This is a genomic window from Candidatus Stoquefichus massiliensis AP9, from assembly GCF_000455285.1.
Classification (GTDB): Bacteria; Bacillota_I; Bacilli_A; order Erysipelotrichales; family Coprobacillaceae; genus Stoquefichus; species Stoquefichus massiliensis.
Genome location: NZ_HG005295.1, coordinates 20,465 through 39,390 on the forward strand (window position 1 = coordinate 20,465; position 18,926 = coordinate 39,390).

Sequence of the window (18,926 nt, forward strand, 5' to 3'; positions counted from 1 at the left end):
GCATCACCTATATATTATCGAACGAAATATATTTGATCTCTATTTGGATAAAGGAATGTTACACCTTCTTTAGTGAATGAAACAGTTTCTTCACTAAACATTGTATAAGTTATTCCATTATATACATATTTCACATTTAATTCTAATGCATAAACCGTATCATATGACATCTTGATATCACCTTTAAGTGGTATTGGATTCTGATTATTCCATAATCCAATCGTTGGTCCTGGTCCATGTCCATAAATGTTACATGGATGAGAATAAAGGCAAGCATCAATACCTTCTTCTTTTGCTTTATTTAAAGAATCCATTAATACATCATTTCCACTCTTATCATCTGCCATACACATACATACAATATCCTGGAAGCGATTATTCACTTTAAATCCATCTTTCATCCATTGTGGGATATCAGTCTCGCTATCTTTTGGTACATAAGCCAGTCTCTGAGTATCGCTACATAGATTTAAATACTTAATACCAAAATCACAATGTAATAAATCACCTTTTTCAATAACACCATTGTAAATTACTCCATCATGCCCTTCTCTTTGAATGTCAATTGTTGGAGAAAACCAATATTCTAGACCAAATTGTGTCACTTTGTCCATCATAAAGAATTCAACATCTTCACATGTTGTTAAGCCAGGTTGAATTGTTTCAAAACTAAATGCTTTTTCAATAATTGAAAAGGCAATTTTCATTAATTCAGGATATAATGATAATTCCGTAGCTGTTCTTATTTCCATGACTTTAATTGGTAATAATTCATCCACAATAAATCTTTCTACATATTCAGGTTTTAATGATTCTTTTAATGTGACATACAACCCATGACTTAATCCATCAGCATATGTGAAATCCTTTGAAATATTAATAGCAATACTTTGTGGATTATATTCATCAAACAAACGATTTAAAGCATCCATTTGTTCTTCTTCTCCAAATTTCCAATATTGGGGATAATATTGGTTCAAAGCTTCATCTGGCATACTTAATGAAAATCTCTTCACTTCATCTTCGCTTTTAATAAAGACAAGCATAGTAATACGTCTTGCTGTTAAATAACTGGCAGGAGTCAATGAATCAAAAACCAAATCTTCATGATACTCTTTACTAGCAACAATCCATGCATCACTTTTACTTTGTTTCATAATATTAGGAACTATGAAATCTAATCTTTCTTTTAAGCATACATCTTTTATTTTATACTGTTCTTTTATAGATCTTATTTCCATACTTTCTCCTCCATATCATAAAGGAGCACATTAGTGCTCCTCTGTTTCAGTTGCTTATTTATAATATGCTCTTGTTAAGTCATAATGTCCTTCTGGTGAAGAAGTAATACCTTCAAGATCAGAAGCTTTTAAGAATGGATCAGTGTATCCAAATAAAGGAATCATGTAGCATTGTTCTTGAATTAAATATTTTTCTGCTTCATGTAATTTATTAATACGTTCTGCACCATCTAATTTTTCAGCAGCTGTAATCATTGCTTCATATTTATCATCATCAACAGTATTACCTGCTAAAGAATGACCATAATACATTGATAAGTAAGCCATTGGATCTAAGAAGTCAGCAGTCATAGCATGACGAGCTAATTCAAAGTTTCCATCATCACGACTCTTGAAGAATGTTTCTTTTTCTTCAACTTTTAATTGGAAGTCAATGTAAACTTCTTTTAAAGAAGCTTGGATTGCTTGAGCAACATCTTTGTGTAATGGTAAATCATTATATTTGTAAGTTAAAGTTAACATTTTATCAGCACTATAACCTTTAGATTTCATGATTTCTTGAGCTTTAGCTTTATCATAAGTACCATAAACATCATCTTTTACTTCTTCGTTATAATCACCATTAGCTCCTGGAATACCTACAGGTACTATTTTATCTAATACATATGCATATTCACCATATCCAGTAGCTTGTAATACACTTTCACGATTAATACCATAAGAGATTGCTTTTCTAATATCAACATCTTTTAATGCTTCATTTTTATTTTCATCTCCAGCATTAATTAAAATATAGTAGTTACATACAAATGGATCAATAATGTATGCTTGTTTCTTTAATTCTTCAGTGTTTTGAACAGTTTCATTGTTAACAGAAGTAGCCCAATCTAAATCTCCAGCTTGGAAACCACTTGTTTGTGTATCAGAATCTTTCATAACTTTGAAACTAATTTTACTAATTTTTACTTCATCAGCTGCATGATATTTATCATTCTTTTCAAGAACGATTTCATCTTTTGCATTGATTGCAGTTGCACGGAATGCACCATTTGTAGGGTTGTCTAATCTATCAGCCCAATTGTTAGTCAATGGCTTTCCACCATCTTTTTCAACAATATCCTTACGTAATGGATAGAATACTGTATTTGTTAATAATGATGTGAAATAAGCACATTTTTCTTTTAAAGTAATAACGATTGTGTTGTCATCTTTTGCAACAGCACCAAAATCTTTAATATCATCAGGACTGCTTAATGGTTTAGAACCATCAGTAGTTCCAACGATTTTGTTAATGAATTGTGAATAATAAGCTTTACCAATACCCATTGCTGAAGCACGTTTCCATGCATATACATAATCAGCAGCTTTTAAAGGTTCACCATCACTCCAAGTATAACCAGTTTTCAATTTGATTGTATAAGTTAATCCATCATCACTGATTTCTGGAGCAGCTTCAGCAACATTAGGTTGTGCAGCACCATCTTTGTCTAACTTATATAATCCCTCATACATTTGTGCTAAAATATTAGCAGTAATAGAATCGTCTACGATTGCAGGATCAAGGAATTCACAGTCTCCACCAAGTGCAACTCTAATAAGAGATGTATCGGCACGACCTCCTCCACCACATGCTGTTAATGTGGCAACCATAGCGAAACATAATAAAGAACTCAATAATTTTTTCATGTTTGTCTCCTCCCTATTCTTTATTATCTTCATACAAGAAACATGCGACAAGTCGACCATTGACTTCCTTTAATTCAGGTTTTGCCTGTGCACATTTCTCTGTAGCCTTAGGACAACGTGTTCTAAACACACATCCTGAAGGCGGATTGATTGGACTAGGAAGTTCTCCCTCAAGAACTATCCTTTGTCTCTCACGAGCTATTTTAGGATCTGGTATTGGTACAGATGATAAAAGAGCTTGTGTATATGGATGTAGTGGATCAGTATAAACTTCATCACTATTTCCAACTTCAACTAAATTTCCTAAATACATAACTCCAATACGATCTGAAATATGTTTCACCATACTCAAATCATGAGCAATAAATAAATAAGAAATTCCCATTTCTGCTTGAATTTTTTCAAGCAAATTTATTACCTGCGCCTGAATAGAAACATCTAGCGCTGAAATAGGCTCATCACAAACGATAAACTTTGGATTAAGTGCAAGTGTTCTTGCAATTCCAATACGTTGTCTTTGTCCACCAGAGAACTCATGTGGATATCTACGGATATGGTCTTGTTTTAAACCAACCAAATCAAGTAATTCTCTTACACGTTTTTCTCTTTCTTCTTTTGTATCAAAGATTCCATGTATATCCATTGGTTCACGAATAATCTCACCAACAGTCATACGTGGATTTAAACTTGCATATGGATCTTGGAAAATCATTTGGACATCTTGTCTAAACTTTTTCAAATCTTCTCCATGAATTTTTGTAATATCTTGCCCATCAATTAAAATTTGACCACTGGTTGGTTGATTAATTTTGACAATAGCACGACCAGTTGTTGATTTCCCACAACCAGATTCACCAACTAAACCAAATGTCTCACCTGGATAAATCTTTAAGGAAATTCCATCAACTGCTTTAACTTCATCTTTTTTCTTTAGGAATCCGCCATTCACATAGAAATATACTTTTAAATCTTTCAGTTCTAATATAGGTTCAGCCATTATTATTCACCCTTCCCTTCTTTTGCAAGAGGATGAGATAACCAACAAGAAGCCTGATGAGTATCAGAATAAACTTCTTGAGATGGCATTTTCATCTTACAAACTTTCATTGCTTTTTCACATCTATCAACAAATGGACACCAATCTCCAAGGTTTAATAAATCTGGTGGTGATCCAGGAATTGGATGTAACTCTTTCTTTTCCTTATCTTCAGGATTTGCGATACAAGATAATAATCCTTTTGTATATGGATGTTGTGGATTATAGAATATTTCATCTGCTGTTCCAATTTCAACAATTTTCCCACCATACATAATTGCAATTCTATCACATAAACTTGCAACAACACCCAAATCATGTGTAATCATAATAATACTAGAATCAAGTTCATCACGTAATCCAGAAATCAAATCCAATACTTGTGCTTGAATTGTTACATCCAATGCAGTTGTTGGTTCATCCGCAATAATTAATTTTGGATTACAAGCCAAGGCAATCGCAATAATAATACGTTGTCTCATCCCACCTGAAAATTGATGTGGATATTGCTTAATTCTAGATTCCGGCGAAGGAATTCCAACTTTAGCCATTAACTCAATTGCACGTTGTCTAGCTTCAGCTTTTGAAACGTTATTATGATTTAAAATTGGTTCTGTTAATTGTGTTTCAATTGTTAATACAGGATTCAAGAATGTCATTGGATCTTGGAAAATCATTGCCATATCATTTCCACGAATATCACTCATTGTATCTTCATATTCTTTTTCACTTTTAAATGCTAATGGTGAAATATTCTTACCATCAAGAAGTATCTCTCCAGTTGCAACTCTACCATTACCAGCTAATAAACCCATTACAGAAAACATTGTTTGTGATTTTCCTGAACCAGATTCACCAACTATACCTAAAATTTCACCTTTCTGAACTTCAAACGAAACATCTCTTACAGCTTGAACAGTTCCATTATCAGTAGAAAACTCTGTAGAAAGGTTTTTGATTTCTAACATTGCAGACATTTTATAACCTCCCTACTTCTTCTTTGGATCAAGAGCAACTCCTAATCCGTCTCCAATAAAGTTTAATGCTAACATTGTCAAACAAATAGCCATAACTGGCCAAATAATTTGAATTGGTTGAGACATCATCATACGACGTGCATCATTTGCTAAAGTTCCCCAACTTGCTTGTGGAGCATTCAACCCAATTCCTAAGAATCCTAAAAAGGCTTCATTAAAGATAACACTAGGTACTAACATTGTCACTGAAACAATGATAGGTCCCATTGAATTGACAATTAAATGTTTTAACAAAATACGTTTTCTACTTGCTCCTAAAACAAAAGCAGCTAATGAGAACTCTTGTTCTTTCAATGTTAAGACTTGAGCACGTACTTGTCTTGCCATCCCCATCCAAGAGGAAATTGTAATTCCCAACATAATTGAAGTTAAACTAGGTTCTAGCACAACAACAATCATAATAATATATAAGATATCTGGAATAGAATACATCATATCAACAAAACGCATCATTAACATATCTATTTTTCCACCAAGATAACCGGCAATACCACCATAAATAACACCAATACCTAAAGCAATAAACGCTCCCATAAATCCAACACTTAACGAAATACGACCACCACACATAATACGAACTAAGATATCTCTACCAAACTTATCAGTTCCCATCAAGTGAGCCATAGTAGGTCCTTGATTCGCAATAGCCATATTTTGTTCATCATAACTATATGGTGAAACCATTGGAATTATGATACAAGCTATAATCATAAACAAAACAAAGAATAATCCAATTAATGCCATTTTATTTTGCTTAAAACGTACCCATGCATCTTGAAAGTATGTTTTACTCTCATATGAAATCTTTTCAGCATTCTTTTCACTATCATCCAGTTTTTCAAATAAGTCTGGAGTCAATGTTAATTCTTCTTTTTTCAAATCCATAATCTTAACTCCCTCCCTATTTCAATTTAATTCTTGGATCTACCATAGCAGATACAATATCAGTAATTAAGTTGAATGAAATAATCAAAATACCTAAGAAAATAGTCATTCCCATAATCAATGGATAATCACGGTCCATAACAGATGTAACAAATGATGATCCAAGTCCAGGAATTGCAAAAATTGTTTCAACAACTAAACTTCCTGTTAATAAGAAAGCAAACATTGGCCCAATATATGTAATAACAGGCAACATTGCATTCTTTAAAGCATGTTTGATAATAACTTTTTTATATGGTGTTCCTTTAGAACGAGCTAAAATAATATAATCCTGTTTCATAACTTCCAGCATACTACTACGTGTCAAACGTGAAATCATTGATATTGGGTACAATGACAATGCTAATGCTGGTAAAATATAATGTGCTGGCGTTGCCAAACCTATAAATGGGAACATTTTTAAATTAACCCCAAATATAACAACCAGTAACATTGCAATCAAGAATGAAGGAACACTGACTCCAATTGTCGCAATAAACATACAAACATTATTAACCCATTTCTTTCTTGAAAGAGCTGCAGTTGTCCCCAATGTAATTCCTACAGTCACAGCAACAATAAATGCTACAAAAGCTAATTTCGCTGTAACAGGAAATCCATTTCCAATATAATATGTAACAGTACGTCCCTCATGTACCATACTTTCTCCCAAATCACCTTGAGCAACACCCTCTAAATATAAAGCATATTGCGTCACAACTGGTTTATCTAAATTATATCTTTCTTCTGCTGCTTTTCTTGCTTCAGCAGTCTTGAACTTTTCACCACTAATTGGCGAACCAGGCGTAGCCTTCATCAAAAAGAAAGTGGCACTAGATAAAACAAATAACGTTATAATCCCTATTAATATACGTTTTACTACATACTTACCCATTTTTTACCATACCTTTCATCATAACAAAGATATTTTCATCTTTTACAAGCCAAACTTTATATAAAATATATCTTCGTACAATACATCATACATAAAAATTGTTCTTTGGTCAACTTTCTTTTTAAAAAAATTTTGTCGATTTCATAATTTTCCAAAAATCTTTTCAATAATTTGTTTTTTTCATTAAAAAAGCGTTTGCTTTTTTATAATTGTATACATGTGTAAACAATTTGTTTTATCTTTTAGATATTTGTTCTGAACTAAAATGTAAAATTTATACAAAAAAACATACATCATGTATGTTTTTGTTAAGATTTATCAGATTGATGAATATGAACATCTAATTGTGAGTATGGAATGGCAATTCCCTGTTGATCAAAGGATTGTTTGATTTGTTCCATAAGATCATCTTTCAAATCATAATAATGATCAGTTTGTGACCATACTCTTAATCCAATAGCAATTGCATGATCTTTATATTCACTTACTCTCACATAAGGAACAGGTTCTTTAAGAGCATAGGGATGATTTTCAATGACATTCATTATTAATTGTTTAGCTAACTCAACATCACTTTCATAATGAATATCCATTGTCATATCTACTCTTCTAATATCCTCATGTGAATAATTCACAAAAGTAGAAGATGCTAATTCATTATTAGGAATAACAACCATTTTATTATCAAAGGTCATCAGTATAGTATACAACAATTGAATTTCTTCTATCTTTCCTATATAACTGTTAACCTCAATAATATCACCTTTTACAAATGGTTTCGCAAATAAGATAATAATTCCAGAAACAATACCTTTCATTGAATCCTGCAATCCCAAAACAATAGCTGCTCCAGCTGTGGTCAAAACAGCAACCAAAGAAGTCACAGAAACACCTAATTGTCCAATAACCGTAATTATGACAATAATTCTTAATCCAACATTGACTATGGACTTTACAAAATTAATCACAATTGGATCAACATTAGATTTTTTCATCATTTTTACTAAAATATGAATTAAAATCTTTGTTCCATACCATCCTAATATAAAGACAATCAATGCATCAACCAAATTAAGTCCCACATTTGTATACTTATCTATAAACGTTTGTAGTATATCATTCATCCAATATTCCTCTTTTCATTGTATTATATATATAGTTTAAGAAATATTGTGAACATGTCAATATAAAAAGGTTGCATTATTTTATAAATAAGATAAAATAGAAATGTCAAATTACATACAATCAAGAAGGAGGAATCTCATGAAAGTCGCTATAATGACTGATAGTAACAGTGGTATAACACAAAAGGAAGCCAAAGAATTAGGAATTTTTGTTTTACCAATGCCTTTTACTATTGATGGTCAAGAGTATGAAGAAGATATCAATCTCTCACAAGATGAGTTTTATGATAAATTAATGAATGGTGCTGAAGTTTTCACTTCACAGCCTGCGGCTGGTGAGGTTACAAAGTTCTTCAATAATATTTTAAAAGATTATGATCAGATTGTACACATTCCAATGTCTAGTGGATTAAGTGGTTCTTGTCAAACAGCATTAATGCTATCTGATGAAGAAGAATTCAAAGATAAAGTTTACGTTGTTGATTCACAGCGTATTTCTGTGACACAGAAATATGATGTATTAGATGCAATTGAACTTGCTAAACAAGGAAAAGATGCAAAAGAAATTCATGACATATTAATGGATAACAAGTTAAATGCAACAATTTATATTACTGTTAATACTTTAGAATATTTGAAAAAAGGTGGCAGAATTACTCCTGCTGCTGCAGCATTAGGTGGATTACTAAAAATTAAGCCAATTTTAACAATTCAGGGTGAAAAGCTTGATTCATTCCAAAAGACACGTACAATGGCAAAAGCCAATAAGATCATGATTAATGCAGCTTTAGAAGATATTAAAACACGTATTGATCCTGAACATGATGATATGTCAGGGGCACGTATTATGATTGCTTATACTTATGACAAAGAACAAGCTCTTGAATTTAAGAAACAAGTTGAAGAAACTTTCCCTAACCATGAAATTATCTGTGATCCATTATCACTAAGCGTTGCTTGTCATATTGGGCCACATTCACTTGCAATTGCTGCATGTAAAAAGATTATTTAGTATGTAAATGAGAATGGCTTCCATTCTCATTCATTTTATTATAAAATGAAGACAAAGTGGTATACTATAAAAGAAAGAAAGGTGAAACAAATGGCAGATATGCCTCAAAAACGTTCTCCTCAACGTAGAAGAACACCTCATAATAGAACCAAAAAGACGAATATAAAAAATGACAACCACACACTAGATACAAAAGTCTTTGCTTTAGGAGGACTTAATGAAGTTGGAAAAAATATGTATTGTATTGAACATGATGATGAAATCATCATCATTGATGCAGGTGTCAAATTCGCCGAAGATGGATTACCAGGAATTGATTATGTTATTCCTGACTACTCTTATCTAAAAAGAAATCAAAAGAAAGTCAAAGCACTTTTAATTACTCATGGTCATGAAGACCATATTGGAGGAATTCCATTCCTCTTACAAATTGTTTCTGTTCCTTTTGTTTATGCTTCTCCTCTTGCTTGTGCAATGATTAGAAGAAAACTAGAAGAAAGAAGATTAACAAATGCTACAAAATTAATTCAAATCAATAATTTATATCAAGTGAAAACAAAACACTTTAATATTGGTTTCTTTAAAACAAATCATTCTATTCCTGAATCATTAGGAATTATTGTTAATACGCCTAATGGACGTGTTGTTTCTACTGGTGACTTTAAATTTGATTTGACACCAGTTGGTGATCCTGCTGATTATCAAGTTATGTCATTTTTAGGAGAAACCGGTGTTACATTATTAATGAGTGATTCAACAAATGCTGAAGTTCCTAGTTTCTCTATTAGTGAAAAACAGGTTGCTTATAGCGTTCAAGAAGAATTTAGAAAAACAGAAGGTCGATTAATTGTTGCAACATTTGCATCAAATGTTCATCGTGTACAACAGATTATTGATGCAGCCGTTAAATTTAACCGTAAAATATTAGTCTTTGGACGCTCAATGGAAAACAATATTCAAGTATCAAGAAAACTTGGATATATTAAATGTCCTGATCGTTTCTTTATCAAGAATGATGAGGCCAAACGTTTACCAGACAACGAAATTCTTATTTTATGTACAGGAAGTCAAGGTGAAGCATTAGCTGCCTTAAGTCGTATTGCTAATGGAACACATCGTCAGATTTCAATCAAACCTGGAGATACTGTTCTTTTCTCATCTAATCCAATACCAGGTAATGCTGGCAGTGTCAGCAAAGTGATTAACAAACTTTATCGTGCTGGAGCCCGTGTTCTTACAAATGAAGCTATTAATAATTTACATACATCTGGTCATGCTTCACAAGAAGAACAAAAACTTATGTTACTATTAACAAGACCAAAATATTTCTTTCCAGTTCATGGGGAATATCGTATGTTAAAGATTCATGCAAAACTCTTTGAAGAAGTTGGGCTTATTAAAGGTAATTCCTTTGTTTTATCTAATGGTGATTCAATATTACTTCGTAATGGTGAAGCACGTTTAGGGCCTCGTGTTCATGTTGATGATATTTATGTTGATGGTAATGATATTACAGGATTATCTACAGCTGTATTAAGAGATCGTCAAATATTAAGTGAAGATGGAATGGTTTCAGTCTTAATCTCTATGGATTCACGTTCAGGATGTCTGTTAAATAAACCAATCATTATGTCACGTGGCTTCGTATATATGCAAGAAAGCAAAGATATGATTAGAGAAGCTGAGTTCTTAGTAAGTCGTGAACTTTCTCAGTTACTTAAACGCAAAACAACTTTTGGTGAAATTAAAACAACAATCAGAGACACTCTTGGACCATACTTCTATCATAAAACAAAGCGTAATCCTATGATTATTCCTGTTATTATGAATAAGAAAGCATGAAAAAATTAAAATTATTAAGACGATTAATACTTTTATTAATCGTCTTTGGTTTATTATTTATCGGTTATTATACCTACGCTTTGTCACCAAAAGATTATACTTTTTCAAATTATGAATATGTCCATAAAAATATTAATTCCCAATTAAATGGTTTTAAAATTGCCTATATTACTGATATACATCTTACAAATAAAGATAACTTAGAACGTTTTCAAAAAATGATAGAAAGACTTAACAATTATCCTTTTGATATGGTTATCTTTGGTGGAGATCTTTATGATGGGAGTGTTTTTAATGCTAAAGAAGTATCAGCAGCTTTAAAAGATATTGATTGTAAATATGGTAAATTTGCTGTCTTAGGAGAAAATGATAAAAAAGCTTCATTAGAAGTCTCTCAAGTCCTAAACGATGGAGGATTTGAAGTCCTTGAAAATGAAGTACGAACAATTTATTATAAAGATTCTTCCTTCCTCTTATATACTTATGATGGAGAATCAGATATCTCAGCACTCAAAGGTGAAACCAAGACAATTAAAATAATGGTAGCTCATCAGCCTGATACATTTTCACAAACACAGGGTCAAATTGATTTACAATTATCAGGTCATAGTGCTGGTGGTTCTATTTATATTCCTTATTATGGACCATTAATGAGTATTGATGGTGCAAAAACATATAATCATGGAGTCTATCAAAAAAGTGGATCAACTTTATTGGTATCCAATGGTTTCTCAGGTCCTTCAAGTTTTCCATATAAATTTTTTGCAAGAAATCAAATTAATTTTGTTACATTAAACACAAGTAGCAGTTCTTAAAAGAACTGCTACTTTCTTGTTCCATATTTTAAATGATATAAAGCCTCTAAAACTTCAAATATATATGTAATAGAGAATTTCCCAATAAGTGAATGGTGATTATTTCCTACATGTAAAATCATATCCACTTTATCACTATATGGAAATTCATCTAATTGTGTAATCGCAATCACATAAGCCGGTGTTTTCATTAATGCTCTCATAGCATCTGGATGATCCTGAAAAAATCCTCCAGCTATAGATGTCACAATAACCAAATCTTGATTGTCTAATGATTTATAGATTTCTTTTTGCTGTTCTAACGGATACATTGCAATACAATCTTTTCCTAAATAAGACAATTCAATTTGAAGTTGCATTGAAACAGATTGAGTAAAGAAATTACCAGCAAAACAAATATGTTTTGAGTCATGTATTTTATCTACTATCTTCATGAGATCTTCATATTGAATATTATCATATGTATCTTGTAAGTTATGAATAATATTTTGAAAATGATCTTTAAAAATTTCTTTCCCTTCATTAATTGTATCACGAGAAGGTAATTGATGATCAAAGTATAATCTTTTTGCATCTTGATTAAAGAAGTTCAGATTCATAGTGACATCATTTTTAAAATCAGCAAATGATTCATAGTTTAGCTTTCGACATAAGCGAGATATTGTTGCAGTGGAAACATAGCACATATCTGCAACTTCAGTAATTGTGCTATGTGGTATTTGATAGATGTTCTGAAGAATCTTCTTTGCTGCTCCCCAATAAACATCATGGACATTCGTCATATTAATAAAGTTAATTAAATTATAAAATGCACTTCTCACTTAGGCTGTCCCTCCTCATATTTAATAACTGTTACTTCTCCAGTTGATAAGCAAAGGCAATTCAATTGTCCTTTATTTCCAACAGCCAGTCCACCATCAATAGCTATTTTATTATGATAATCAGGATCATACCAGATATTAAATGAATGATCTTCATTAATAAAACAACATGGTGTATGTCCAAAAATATAAGTAAAGTCAGGATTTGCTTCATTTAAATAAAAATACTCTCTAATCCACGCTAGAATTTCCTCATCATTTTCTTCTAATGGAATCTCTGGATCCACTCCTGCATGTACTAACACATAATGTTTTCCATTAACATCCAACTCTATATAACTAGGCAACGAATCAATAAAAGCAATGAGTTCCTTTATAAACATTTGCTTTAAATCAAAATACTCTTCATATGGAATATAATCCTTTTGGAGATATTCTCGAATACTGTTCACTGTTTTTTGCGCTCCGTTTTGTTTCCATAGTCGATATGGATTTGATCTTTCAGAATCCAAATCATTATATTTCAAAGCAGTTTGCATTGACTGACGCATCATAATCTCATGATTACCTTTAATCATATGAATATTATCCATAGCCTGTACAAAATAATAAATATCAATACTATTAGGTCCTCTATCCATGATATCACCTAAAATATATAATTCATCATTATCATTAAATCCTATGCGATCTAATAACAACTGCAATAAAACAAACTGACCATGAAGATCTGATATAACAAATATTCTTTTTTCCATATATCATCACCCCATTACATTCTACCATAATTATTTTTTTTATTAAACTAAACATGCTCATATTTTAAAAATTTAAAGTTTTCCTTTTCTATTAAGGAAAAAAGGTTCACGTTAGGCAATAAAAAGGTTATGATATATAAGAAGGTGATAATTATGTTAGATGAATTCTATTTACCCCTATATCATGATTTCTTTATAAAATGGATTATTCTTAATGAAACATCTTATCAAAAAGATGGAGTTCAATGTCATATAGAAGAAAACAATGATAAATTTCAATCCATCTCTTTTGAAATGTCTCATGTGAAAGGACTCGTGACTGTCTGGTATAACAATATTGTAGAAGAAGAACTTTATCGTAAAAATAATAATGATCTTCTTTTCTATTTACATTACACTATTATTGACCTTTCACAATGCTGTCACCTCTTTCATGAGTTTTATCAAACTATGATTAAGCATAATAATCAAAAACGAATCAAAATAGCTATGTGCTGTAGTGGTGGCCTATCAACCTCAGTTTTTGTTAATCAAATGAAAGAAGTTTGTGAATTAGAGAACATTCCTTTTGAATTTGATTCTCTTTCAATAGAACAAATTTATAAAGAATATCATCATTATCAAGCTTTATATTTAGCACCTCAAATTGCATATTTTGAACCAAATATACTAGCCTATACAAAAAAACAAATACCTATACATTGTATTGATCCAACTGATTATGCTACAAAAGATTATCGTAAAATTATCAAGACAATTCAAAATAATTATAATATAGATGCAAAATGCTACCCTTCACGGTAGCATTTTTTCAATTTAAATATAAATAATCCTGATATTTATATTTATCTTTAACATCAACATAAAAAGACACATATATTCCATTCTCTAAATAATCCTCATGAATCATTTCATAGTGTTGTTTGATATCACTATAAACTTCTCCATGATCATATGGAATATAAAGTTCAATTAATTCATAATCTTTAAAGAGCATATCAATCATCATATTTTCTAAAATATCAAGATTGACTTCATCTTTAATTGAAATAAATACAGAAGGCTCTTGTGGCTGTAAAAATGCATAACGATCTTTATCTACCTTATTATAAACATAAATCATTGGTGTATCTTTAACACCTATTGCTTCTAATACTTCTAATGTTGTTTCTATCTGTGATTCACAATAAGATGATGATGAATCAATAACATGTAATAATAAGTCCGCCTCTTTGACTTCCTCTAGCGTAGAACGAAATGCCTGTACCAAATGATGAGGCAACTGATTAATAAATCCTACTGTATCACTCATAATGATATGATGATTCTTTAATCTCACTTGTCTTGATGCTGTTTGTAAAGATGCAAATAACATATCTTCTTCAAATACTTTCTTATCAGTAAAGTAATTCAGTAATGATGATTTCCCACTATTTGTATAACCTACCAAGCATACAACTTTTTCTTGATTTCTTTTACGTAATTGACGTTGTGTCTGCCGTTGTTTAACAATGGTTTGTAATTCTCTTCTGGCTTGTACCAATTCACGATGAATAATTCTACGATCTAATTCAATCTGTTTTTCACCACTACCTCTAAATCCAGAACCACCTTGCTGAGAATACAGTTCCTCTTTCATACCAGCTAATCGAGGTAATAAGTACTGATTTCTTGCAATTTGAACTTGTAATTTTGCTTCTTTTGTTTGAGCTCGTGATTCAAATATACGTAATATTAAATCACTACGATCAGTCACTTCTACATCTAATGCATCAATTAAATTCTTAACTTGTAAAGGTGATAATTCTTCATTAAAGATCACAATATCATCATCACTAATCATTGTTTTTAATTCTTCTACCTTACCTTTTCCAATATAGTACTTAGGAGATATCTGATCTAATTTTTGTATCAGAACATCTTTCACCTCAATATGACAAGCTGCACTTAATTCTTTTAATTCCTTCATTGATATATCTAGATCATAATACATATGATCATATTCAACCCCAACAAGTATTGCTTTCACATTATCACCTCTTCTCTATTATAAGGAGTCACTATGAAAAAAGCCAACTATTATTTTACACTTTGTCTTGTTTTATTTACAACTATCTTTTCATTTATGAATATGTTTCAGATTGTCAAAGTCTCAACAAATGTTATTCAGATTGTTCTTAATAACTTATTACCTTCTTTGCTCCCTTTTATGATTCTTATATCATTATGTCTTTCACTAGGCTTATTTAATCTTTTTAGTTATTTCATACAATTCATATTTTCTCCACTATTTCATTTAACACCACATATGTCATCTTTATATTTTGTATCATTTTTCTGTGGTTATCCAACCAATGCAAAAATTATAAAAGAATCCTATCAATTTGGTTATATTAATATTCATCAATTACAACATCTTCTATCTATTGCCTCTTTTTCATCATTAAGTTTTATCTTTGTCTCATTACATCTTCCTATCAAAATATCTCTCATGATCTATATAAGTCATATTATTCCAAGTATTATAAAGGCTATTCTCCATAAAGAAACATTTCAATTTTTAACATTTAAAGATACGATTTATGAATTAAAGAATCCTCATATGTCATTTGTGGAAGCAATAAAACAAAGTATTACAACATCTTTAACAGCATTCATCTTTATTCTTGGTTATATGCTTGTTTTTCAATTTGTTGGTTATAGTTTACAAACAGTTATCCACAATGATTTTCTATTAAGTATTATTCAAGGTATCCTTGAATTTAGTTCGGGTTCTATTCAATTATTACAATATCATCATTTCCTCGTTTATCCTATTGTCAGTTTATATTTATCATTTTCTGGTTTATCTGTCTTAATGCAAGTAGATAATATTTTGGAAGGCATCCCTTATTCTTTTCCTACTTATTTTAAAGATCGTGTTATCCATGGTATTTGTTCCTTTTTATTATGTTGTTTACTCCAATATATTTTCTTTATTTAAGTTGCTACAATATTTGACATTATAGAAATATATGATAAAATAATAGTAACCATTATTAATAAGGAGGAGACTTATGGCCGAGACAAAATTAAGATACTCTAAACAAAGAGAAACCATCTATGATGTCTTGAAAGAAGATAGTACGCATCCTAATGTCGATCGCATCTATATGAATGTACGTAAAATCATTCCAGATATAAGCTTAGGGACAGTTTATAGGAATTTGAATTTACTTGCTGACCAAAAAAGAATTTTACGTTTAGATGTCGGTGATGGTGTTATACACTTCGATGCAAGAGTTGAACCACATTATCATTTGGTTTGTGATGAATGTGGAAGCATTCAAGATTTATTTTTAGATGAATCTCTAATTTCCCCTCTTATCGATAAGGTTCAAGATATCTGCGACGACCAGATTCATTCTGCGGAGATATTATTCCATGGAACTTGTCGCCACTGCTTAAAAAAGAAACATTAGAAAGGAGGGCATATCAAATGCCTACATTAAAAGGATCAAAAACTGCTAACAATTTATTACACGCTTTCGCTGGAGAATCTCAAGCAAGAAATCGCTACACTTATTATTCATCAATTGCTAAAAAAGAAGGATATGTGCAAATTGCTAATATCTTTGAAGAAACTGCTAACCAAGAAAAAGAACATGCAAAAAGATTAATGAAATTATTAAATGCTGAACTTAAAGGTGAAGCATTACATGTTGAAGGAGATTTCCCAATCATGTTAGGAACAACTGCAGAATGCTTAAAAGCTGCTGCTGCAGGTGAAAACGAAGAATGGACTGATATGTATCCAGAATTCGCTAAAATTGCTGACGAAGAAGGATTCCCAGCAATCGCTGAAGTATGCAGAAGTATCGCTATTGCTGAAAAAATGCATGAAGCAAGATATTTAAAATTATTAGAAAACTTAGAAAATGGTACTGTATTTGAAAAATCTGAAACAGTTACTTGGAAATGTAATAACTGTGGATTTATTTTTGAAGGAACAAAAGCTCCTGAAAGATGTCCAGCGTGTGATCATCCACAAGCTCATTTTGAAGCTTATACATTCTTCAAAGGTTAATATAAAACATTGCCCTCAAATAATTCTGAGGGCTTTTTTATATCATTTTATTAATGAATAATCAATCATCATTTCCTCACTTTTAAGTCTACTGAATTATCTAAGTTCATTAATGGCAGTGATGCAGATTTTGCATCAAAAAACATTTCAACAGTATTCGGGACAGGACTTATATCATTATCCAGTCATTATGAAATTTAAAAAATGAGCGAAGAATGATTGTATTATTCAATGTAGAGATGGTATACCACATACTTATAGTATTATTATTGGTGCTATGATGAATGATCAGATTTATAACTATATTTCTGATTATATTAATGAAATAATTACTTATAAATAATCTTTGTTATTAGTACAATTCAAATATTCCTCACATCGTATTAGTTTTAATAGCCAAGAAAATTATAACGCCTTATATATATTTCGTGTGAGGACGTTGCATATGATAAGAAGAGAAACATAAAAAAACATATGAACTTGCTGATATTTATCATAGTGATCATATCACTAATGTGAGTGATAAAATAGATAATTATAATTCAAGTTTTTACTATGATACACCACAAAACATATTATTAGTTTTTCTAGAAAATAAAATAGATGATTAAAACGGAGTCAATGATTCTACTCCGTTTTTAAATTCTTTTCATTCATTTATTTTCATGATCATCCAATGGATTTGCAAGACTTTGAATTAATTTATTCAGTTTAATGATATTATGAACACACATACTTAATAAGAAAACCATGATAAGTATATAAACAATCCATATCATTTTAAAAACAATATCTTCATTAAGAAAATGATTGATTGCTGTTATGAATATTGGTAAAAATAAGACAAACGGTATCAATACCAACATCTGTTTCCACATAACTTTCTTAATCATATCAATCTTAGAATCATTATCACTAAATATTTCCTGATCACTCTCATTCAGTGATAATTTTTTCTTTCTAAAATAATACCATGTCTGATATTTCATCAAATATTCCCATCCACAATCCTGAAATATCTGCAAATATGCTTCCTCATCTTTTTCTTCCTCATTGTAATCCAAACGATAAATATAATCTTCATGTTCACATTTTTCAAAAGTATATTTCCTAGGGGCTTCAAATTTTATAAATTTCCAGCCTTGTTTATGCTGTTCCTCTAAAAATCTTTGTTCTTCTAAGAAATCAGCCAATCCAAAAAATCTCTTCATTACTTTTGTTTCCATCACTTACTCACCCCCTGACTATTTTTATATAATCTTTCAATGCGTTTAATTTCAATATCTAAAATCTTTTTTCCTAAATCAGTAATAATATAACTTTTTCTTTTCCCTTCTTCTTTTGTAAACTGAATTAGTCCATCTTTTTCCATTTTAGATAAACTCCCATACATTGTCCCCGCTCCAATTTGAATGTCTCCATTTGTCATTGAACTTACTTTTTGAATAATGTTATAACCATGCATTTCAGTCTGTAAACAAAACAAGATATAAAAACCAGTTTCTGTCATGGGAATATAAACACGCTTAATTTTATCTTCCACGCTTATCTTCCTTTCTTTTTACTCGCATATGCTATAACAATTGCGACTGCTAAGCCCATTACAATCCAAGGTAATGCTGCTAATACAAAATCATAAATCATAGGCTCTCCTCCTATATATCGTACC

19 protein-coding genes are annotated in these 18,926 nt (G+C 30.9%); 7 read left to right on the forward strand and 12 right to left on the reverse strand.

All coding sequences use genetic code 11. From position 1 onward, the window contains the following. Positions 1–14: 14 nt before the first annotated feature. The 7 genes from BN350_RS15945 to BN350_RS15975 form a co-directional block, all read right to left on the reverse strand. Positions 15–1,241, reverse strand: coding sequence for a M24 family metallopeptidase (locus BN350_RS15945; RefSeq protein WP_028044479.1), 1,227 nt, complete (start codon positions 1,239–1,241; stop codon positions 15–17). A gap of 54 nt (positions 1,242–1,295) precedes the next feature. Next, positions 1,296–2,927 carry a peptide ABC transporter substrate-binding protein gene (locus tag BN350_RS15950; RefSeq protein ID WP_028044480.1) on the reverse strand — a complete coding sequence of 544 codons (1,632 nt, stop codon included), beginning with the start codon at positions 2,925–2,927 and terminating at the stop codon, positions 1,296–1,298. 13 nt (positions 2,928–2,940) lie between these two features. Next, positions 2,941–3,924 carry an ABC transporter ATP-binding protein gene (locus BN350_RS15955; RefSeq protein WP_028044481.1) on the reverse strand — a complete coding sequence of 328 codons (984 nt, stop codon included), beginning with the start codon at positions 3,922–3,924 and terminating at the stop codon, positions 2,941–2,943. Positions 3,925–3,926: 2 nt separating this feature from the next. After that, positions 3,927–4,940, reverse strand: coding sequence for an ABC transporter ATP-binding protein (locus BN350_RS15960; protein ID WP_028044482.1), 1,014 nt, complete (start codon positions 4,938–4,940; stop codon positions 3,927–3,929). Positions 4,941–4,952: 12 nt separating this feature from the next. Beyond that, on the reverse strand, positions 4,953–5,885 hold the full coding sequence (locus BN350_RS15965) for an ABC transporter permease (RefSeq protein ID WP_028044483.1): 933 nt from the start codon (positions 5,883–5,885) through the stop codon (positions 4,953–4,955). A gap of 16 nt (positions 5,886–5,901) precedes the next feature. Beyond that, on the reverse strand, positions 5,902–6,819 hold the full coding sequence (locus tag BN350_RS15970) for an ABC transporter permease (protein WP_028044484.1): 918 nt from the start codon (positions 6,817–6,819) through the stop codon (positions 5,902–5,904). A gap of 308 nt (positions 6,820–7,127) precedes the next feature. Next, complete coding sequence (locus BN350_RS15975) at positions 7,128–7,943, reverse strand: mechanosensitive ion channel family protein (protein WP_028044485.1); 816 nt, start codon at positions 7,941–7,943, stop codon at positions 7,128–7,130. Positions 7,944–8,082: 139 nt separating this feature from the next. Between BN350_RS15975 and BN350_RS15980 the strand changes: the two genes are divergently transcribed. From BN350_RS15980 to BN350_RS15990, 3 genes are all read left to right on the forward strand, one after another. Further along, the gene (locus BN350_RS15980) at positions 8,083–8,955 is read left to right on the forward strand and encodes a DegV family protein (protein ID WP_028044486.1); all 873 of its coding nucleotides are present in this window, start codon (positions 8,083–8,085) and stop codon (positions 8,953–8,955) included. Between the two features lie 90 nt (positions 8,956–9,045). Continuing rightward, entirely contained in the window at positions 9,046–10,797 is a 1,752-nt protein-coding gene (gene rnjA, locus BN350_RS15985; RefSeq protein ID WP_044600411.1) for a ribonuclease J1, read from the forward strand. After that, positions 10,794–11,612 (forward strand): metallophosphoesterase, encoded by an 819-nt coding sequence (locus BN350_RS15990; protein ID WP_028044488.1) that lies wholly within the window; start codon positions 10,794–10,796, stop codon positions 11,610–11,612. Before rnjA ends, BN350_RS15990 begins: the two co-directional genes overlap by 4 nt. A gap of 8 nt (positions 11,613–11,620) precedes the next feature. Here the strand turns inward: BN350_RS15990 and BN350_RS15995 are convergent, their stop codons facing one another. Together BN350_RS15995 and BN350_RS16000 are read right to left on the reverse strand one after the other, a co-directional pair. Beyond that, complete coding sequence (locus BN350_RS15995) at positions 11,621–12,433, reverse strand: MurR/RpiR family transcriptional regulator (RefSeq protein ID WP_028044489.1); 813 nt, start codon at positions 12,431–12,433, stop codon at positions 11,621–11,623. Beyond that, a complete protein-coding gene (locus tag BN350_RS16000) occupies positions 12,430–13,191 on the reverse strand; it encodes a metallophosphoesterase (protein ID WP_028044490.1) in 762 nt (253 codons plus the stop codon). The genes BN350_RS15995 and BN350_RS16000 overlap by 4 nt, the downstream gene beginning before the upstream one ends. Before the next feature lie 153 nt (positions 13,192–13,344). Between BN350_RS16000 and BN350_RS16005 the strand changes: the two genes are divergently transcribed. After that, positions 13,345–13,995: a PTS sugar transporter subunit IIB gene (locus BN350_RS16005; RefSeq protein ID WP_044600412.1), complete on the forward strand. Its 651-nt coding sequence runs from the start codon at positions 13,345–13,347 to the stop codon at positions 13,993–13,995. 7 nt (positions 13,996–14,002) lie between these two features. On the opposite strand, the gene hflX is transcribed toward BN350_RS16005, so the two are convergent. Next, on the reverse strand, positions 14,003–15,220 hold the full coding sequence (hflX, locus tag BN350_RS16010) for a GTPase HflX (RefSeq protein WP_028044492.1): 1,218 nt from the start codon (positions 15,218–15,220) through the stop codon (positions 14,003–14,005). A 33-nt stretch (positions 15,221–15,253) separates the two neighbouring features. Here hflX and BN350_RS16015 point away from each other — a divergent pair, with 33 nt between their 5' ends. The 3 genes from BN350_RS16015 to rbr all read left to right on the forward strand — a co-directional run bounded on the left by BN350_RS16015 (position 15,254) and on the right by rbr (position 17,257). Further along, the gene (locus BN350_RS16015) at positions 15,254–16,174 is read left to right on the forward strand and encodes a hypothetical protein (RefSeq protein WP_028044493.1); all 921 of its coding nucleotides are present in this window, start codon (positions 15,254–15,256) and stop codon (positions 16,172–16,174) included. A gap of 73 nt (positions 16,175–16,247) precedes the next feature. Beyond that, a complete protein-coding gene (locus BN350_RS16020; RefSeq protein ID WP_028044494.1) occupies positions 16,248–16,652 on the forward strand; it encodes a Fur family transcriptional regulator in 405 nt (134 codons plus the stop codon). 17 nt (positions 16,653–16,669) lie between these two features. Continuing rightward, positions 16,670–17,257, forward strand: a complete 588-nt coding sequence (gene rbr, locus BN350_RS16025) for a rubrerythrin (protein WP_028044495.1) — start codon at positions 16,670–16,672, stop codon at positions 17,255–17,257. A 653-nt stretch (positions 17,258–17,910) separates the two neighbouring features. Here the strand turns inward: rbr and BN350_RS16030 are convergent. Both BN350_RS16030 and BN350_RS16035 read right to left on the reverse strand, forming a co-directional pair. Then, entirely contained in the window at positions 17,911–18,483 is a 573-nt protein-coding gene (locus BN350_RS16030; RefSeq protein ID WP_028044496.1) for a DUF2812 domain-containing protein, read from the reverse strand. After that, positions 18,483–18,800 (reverse strand): PadR family transcriptional regulator, encoded by a 318-nt coding sequence (locus BN350_RS16035; protein ID WP_044600413.1) that lies wholly within the window; start codon positions 18,798–18,800, stop codon positions 18,483–18,485. Before BN350_RS16035 ends, BN350_RS16030 begins: the two co-directional genes overlap by 1 nt. Between the last annotated feature and the right edge of the window lie 126 nt (positions 18,801–18,926).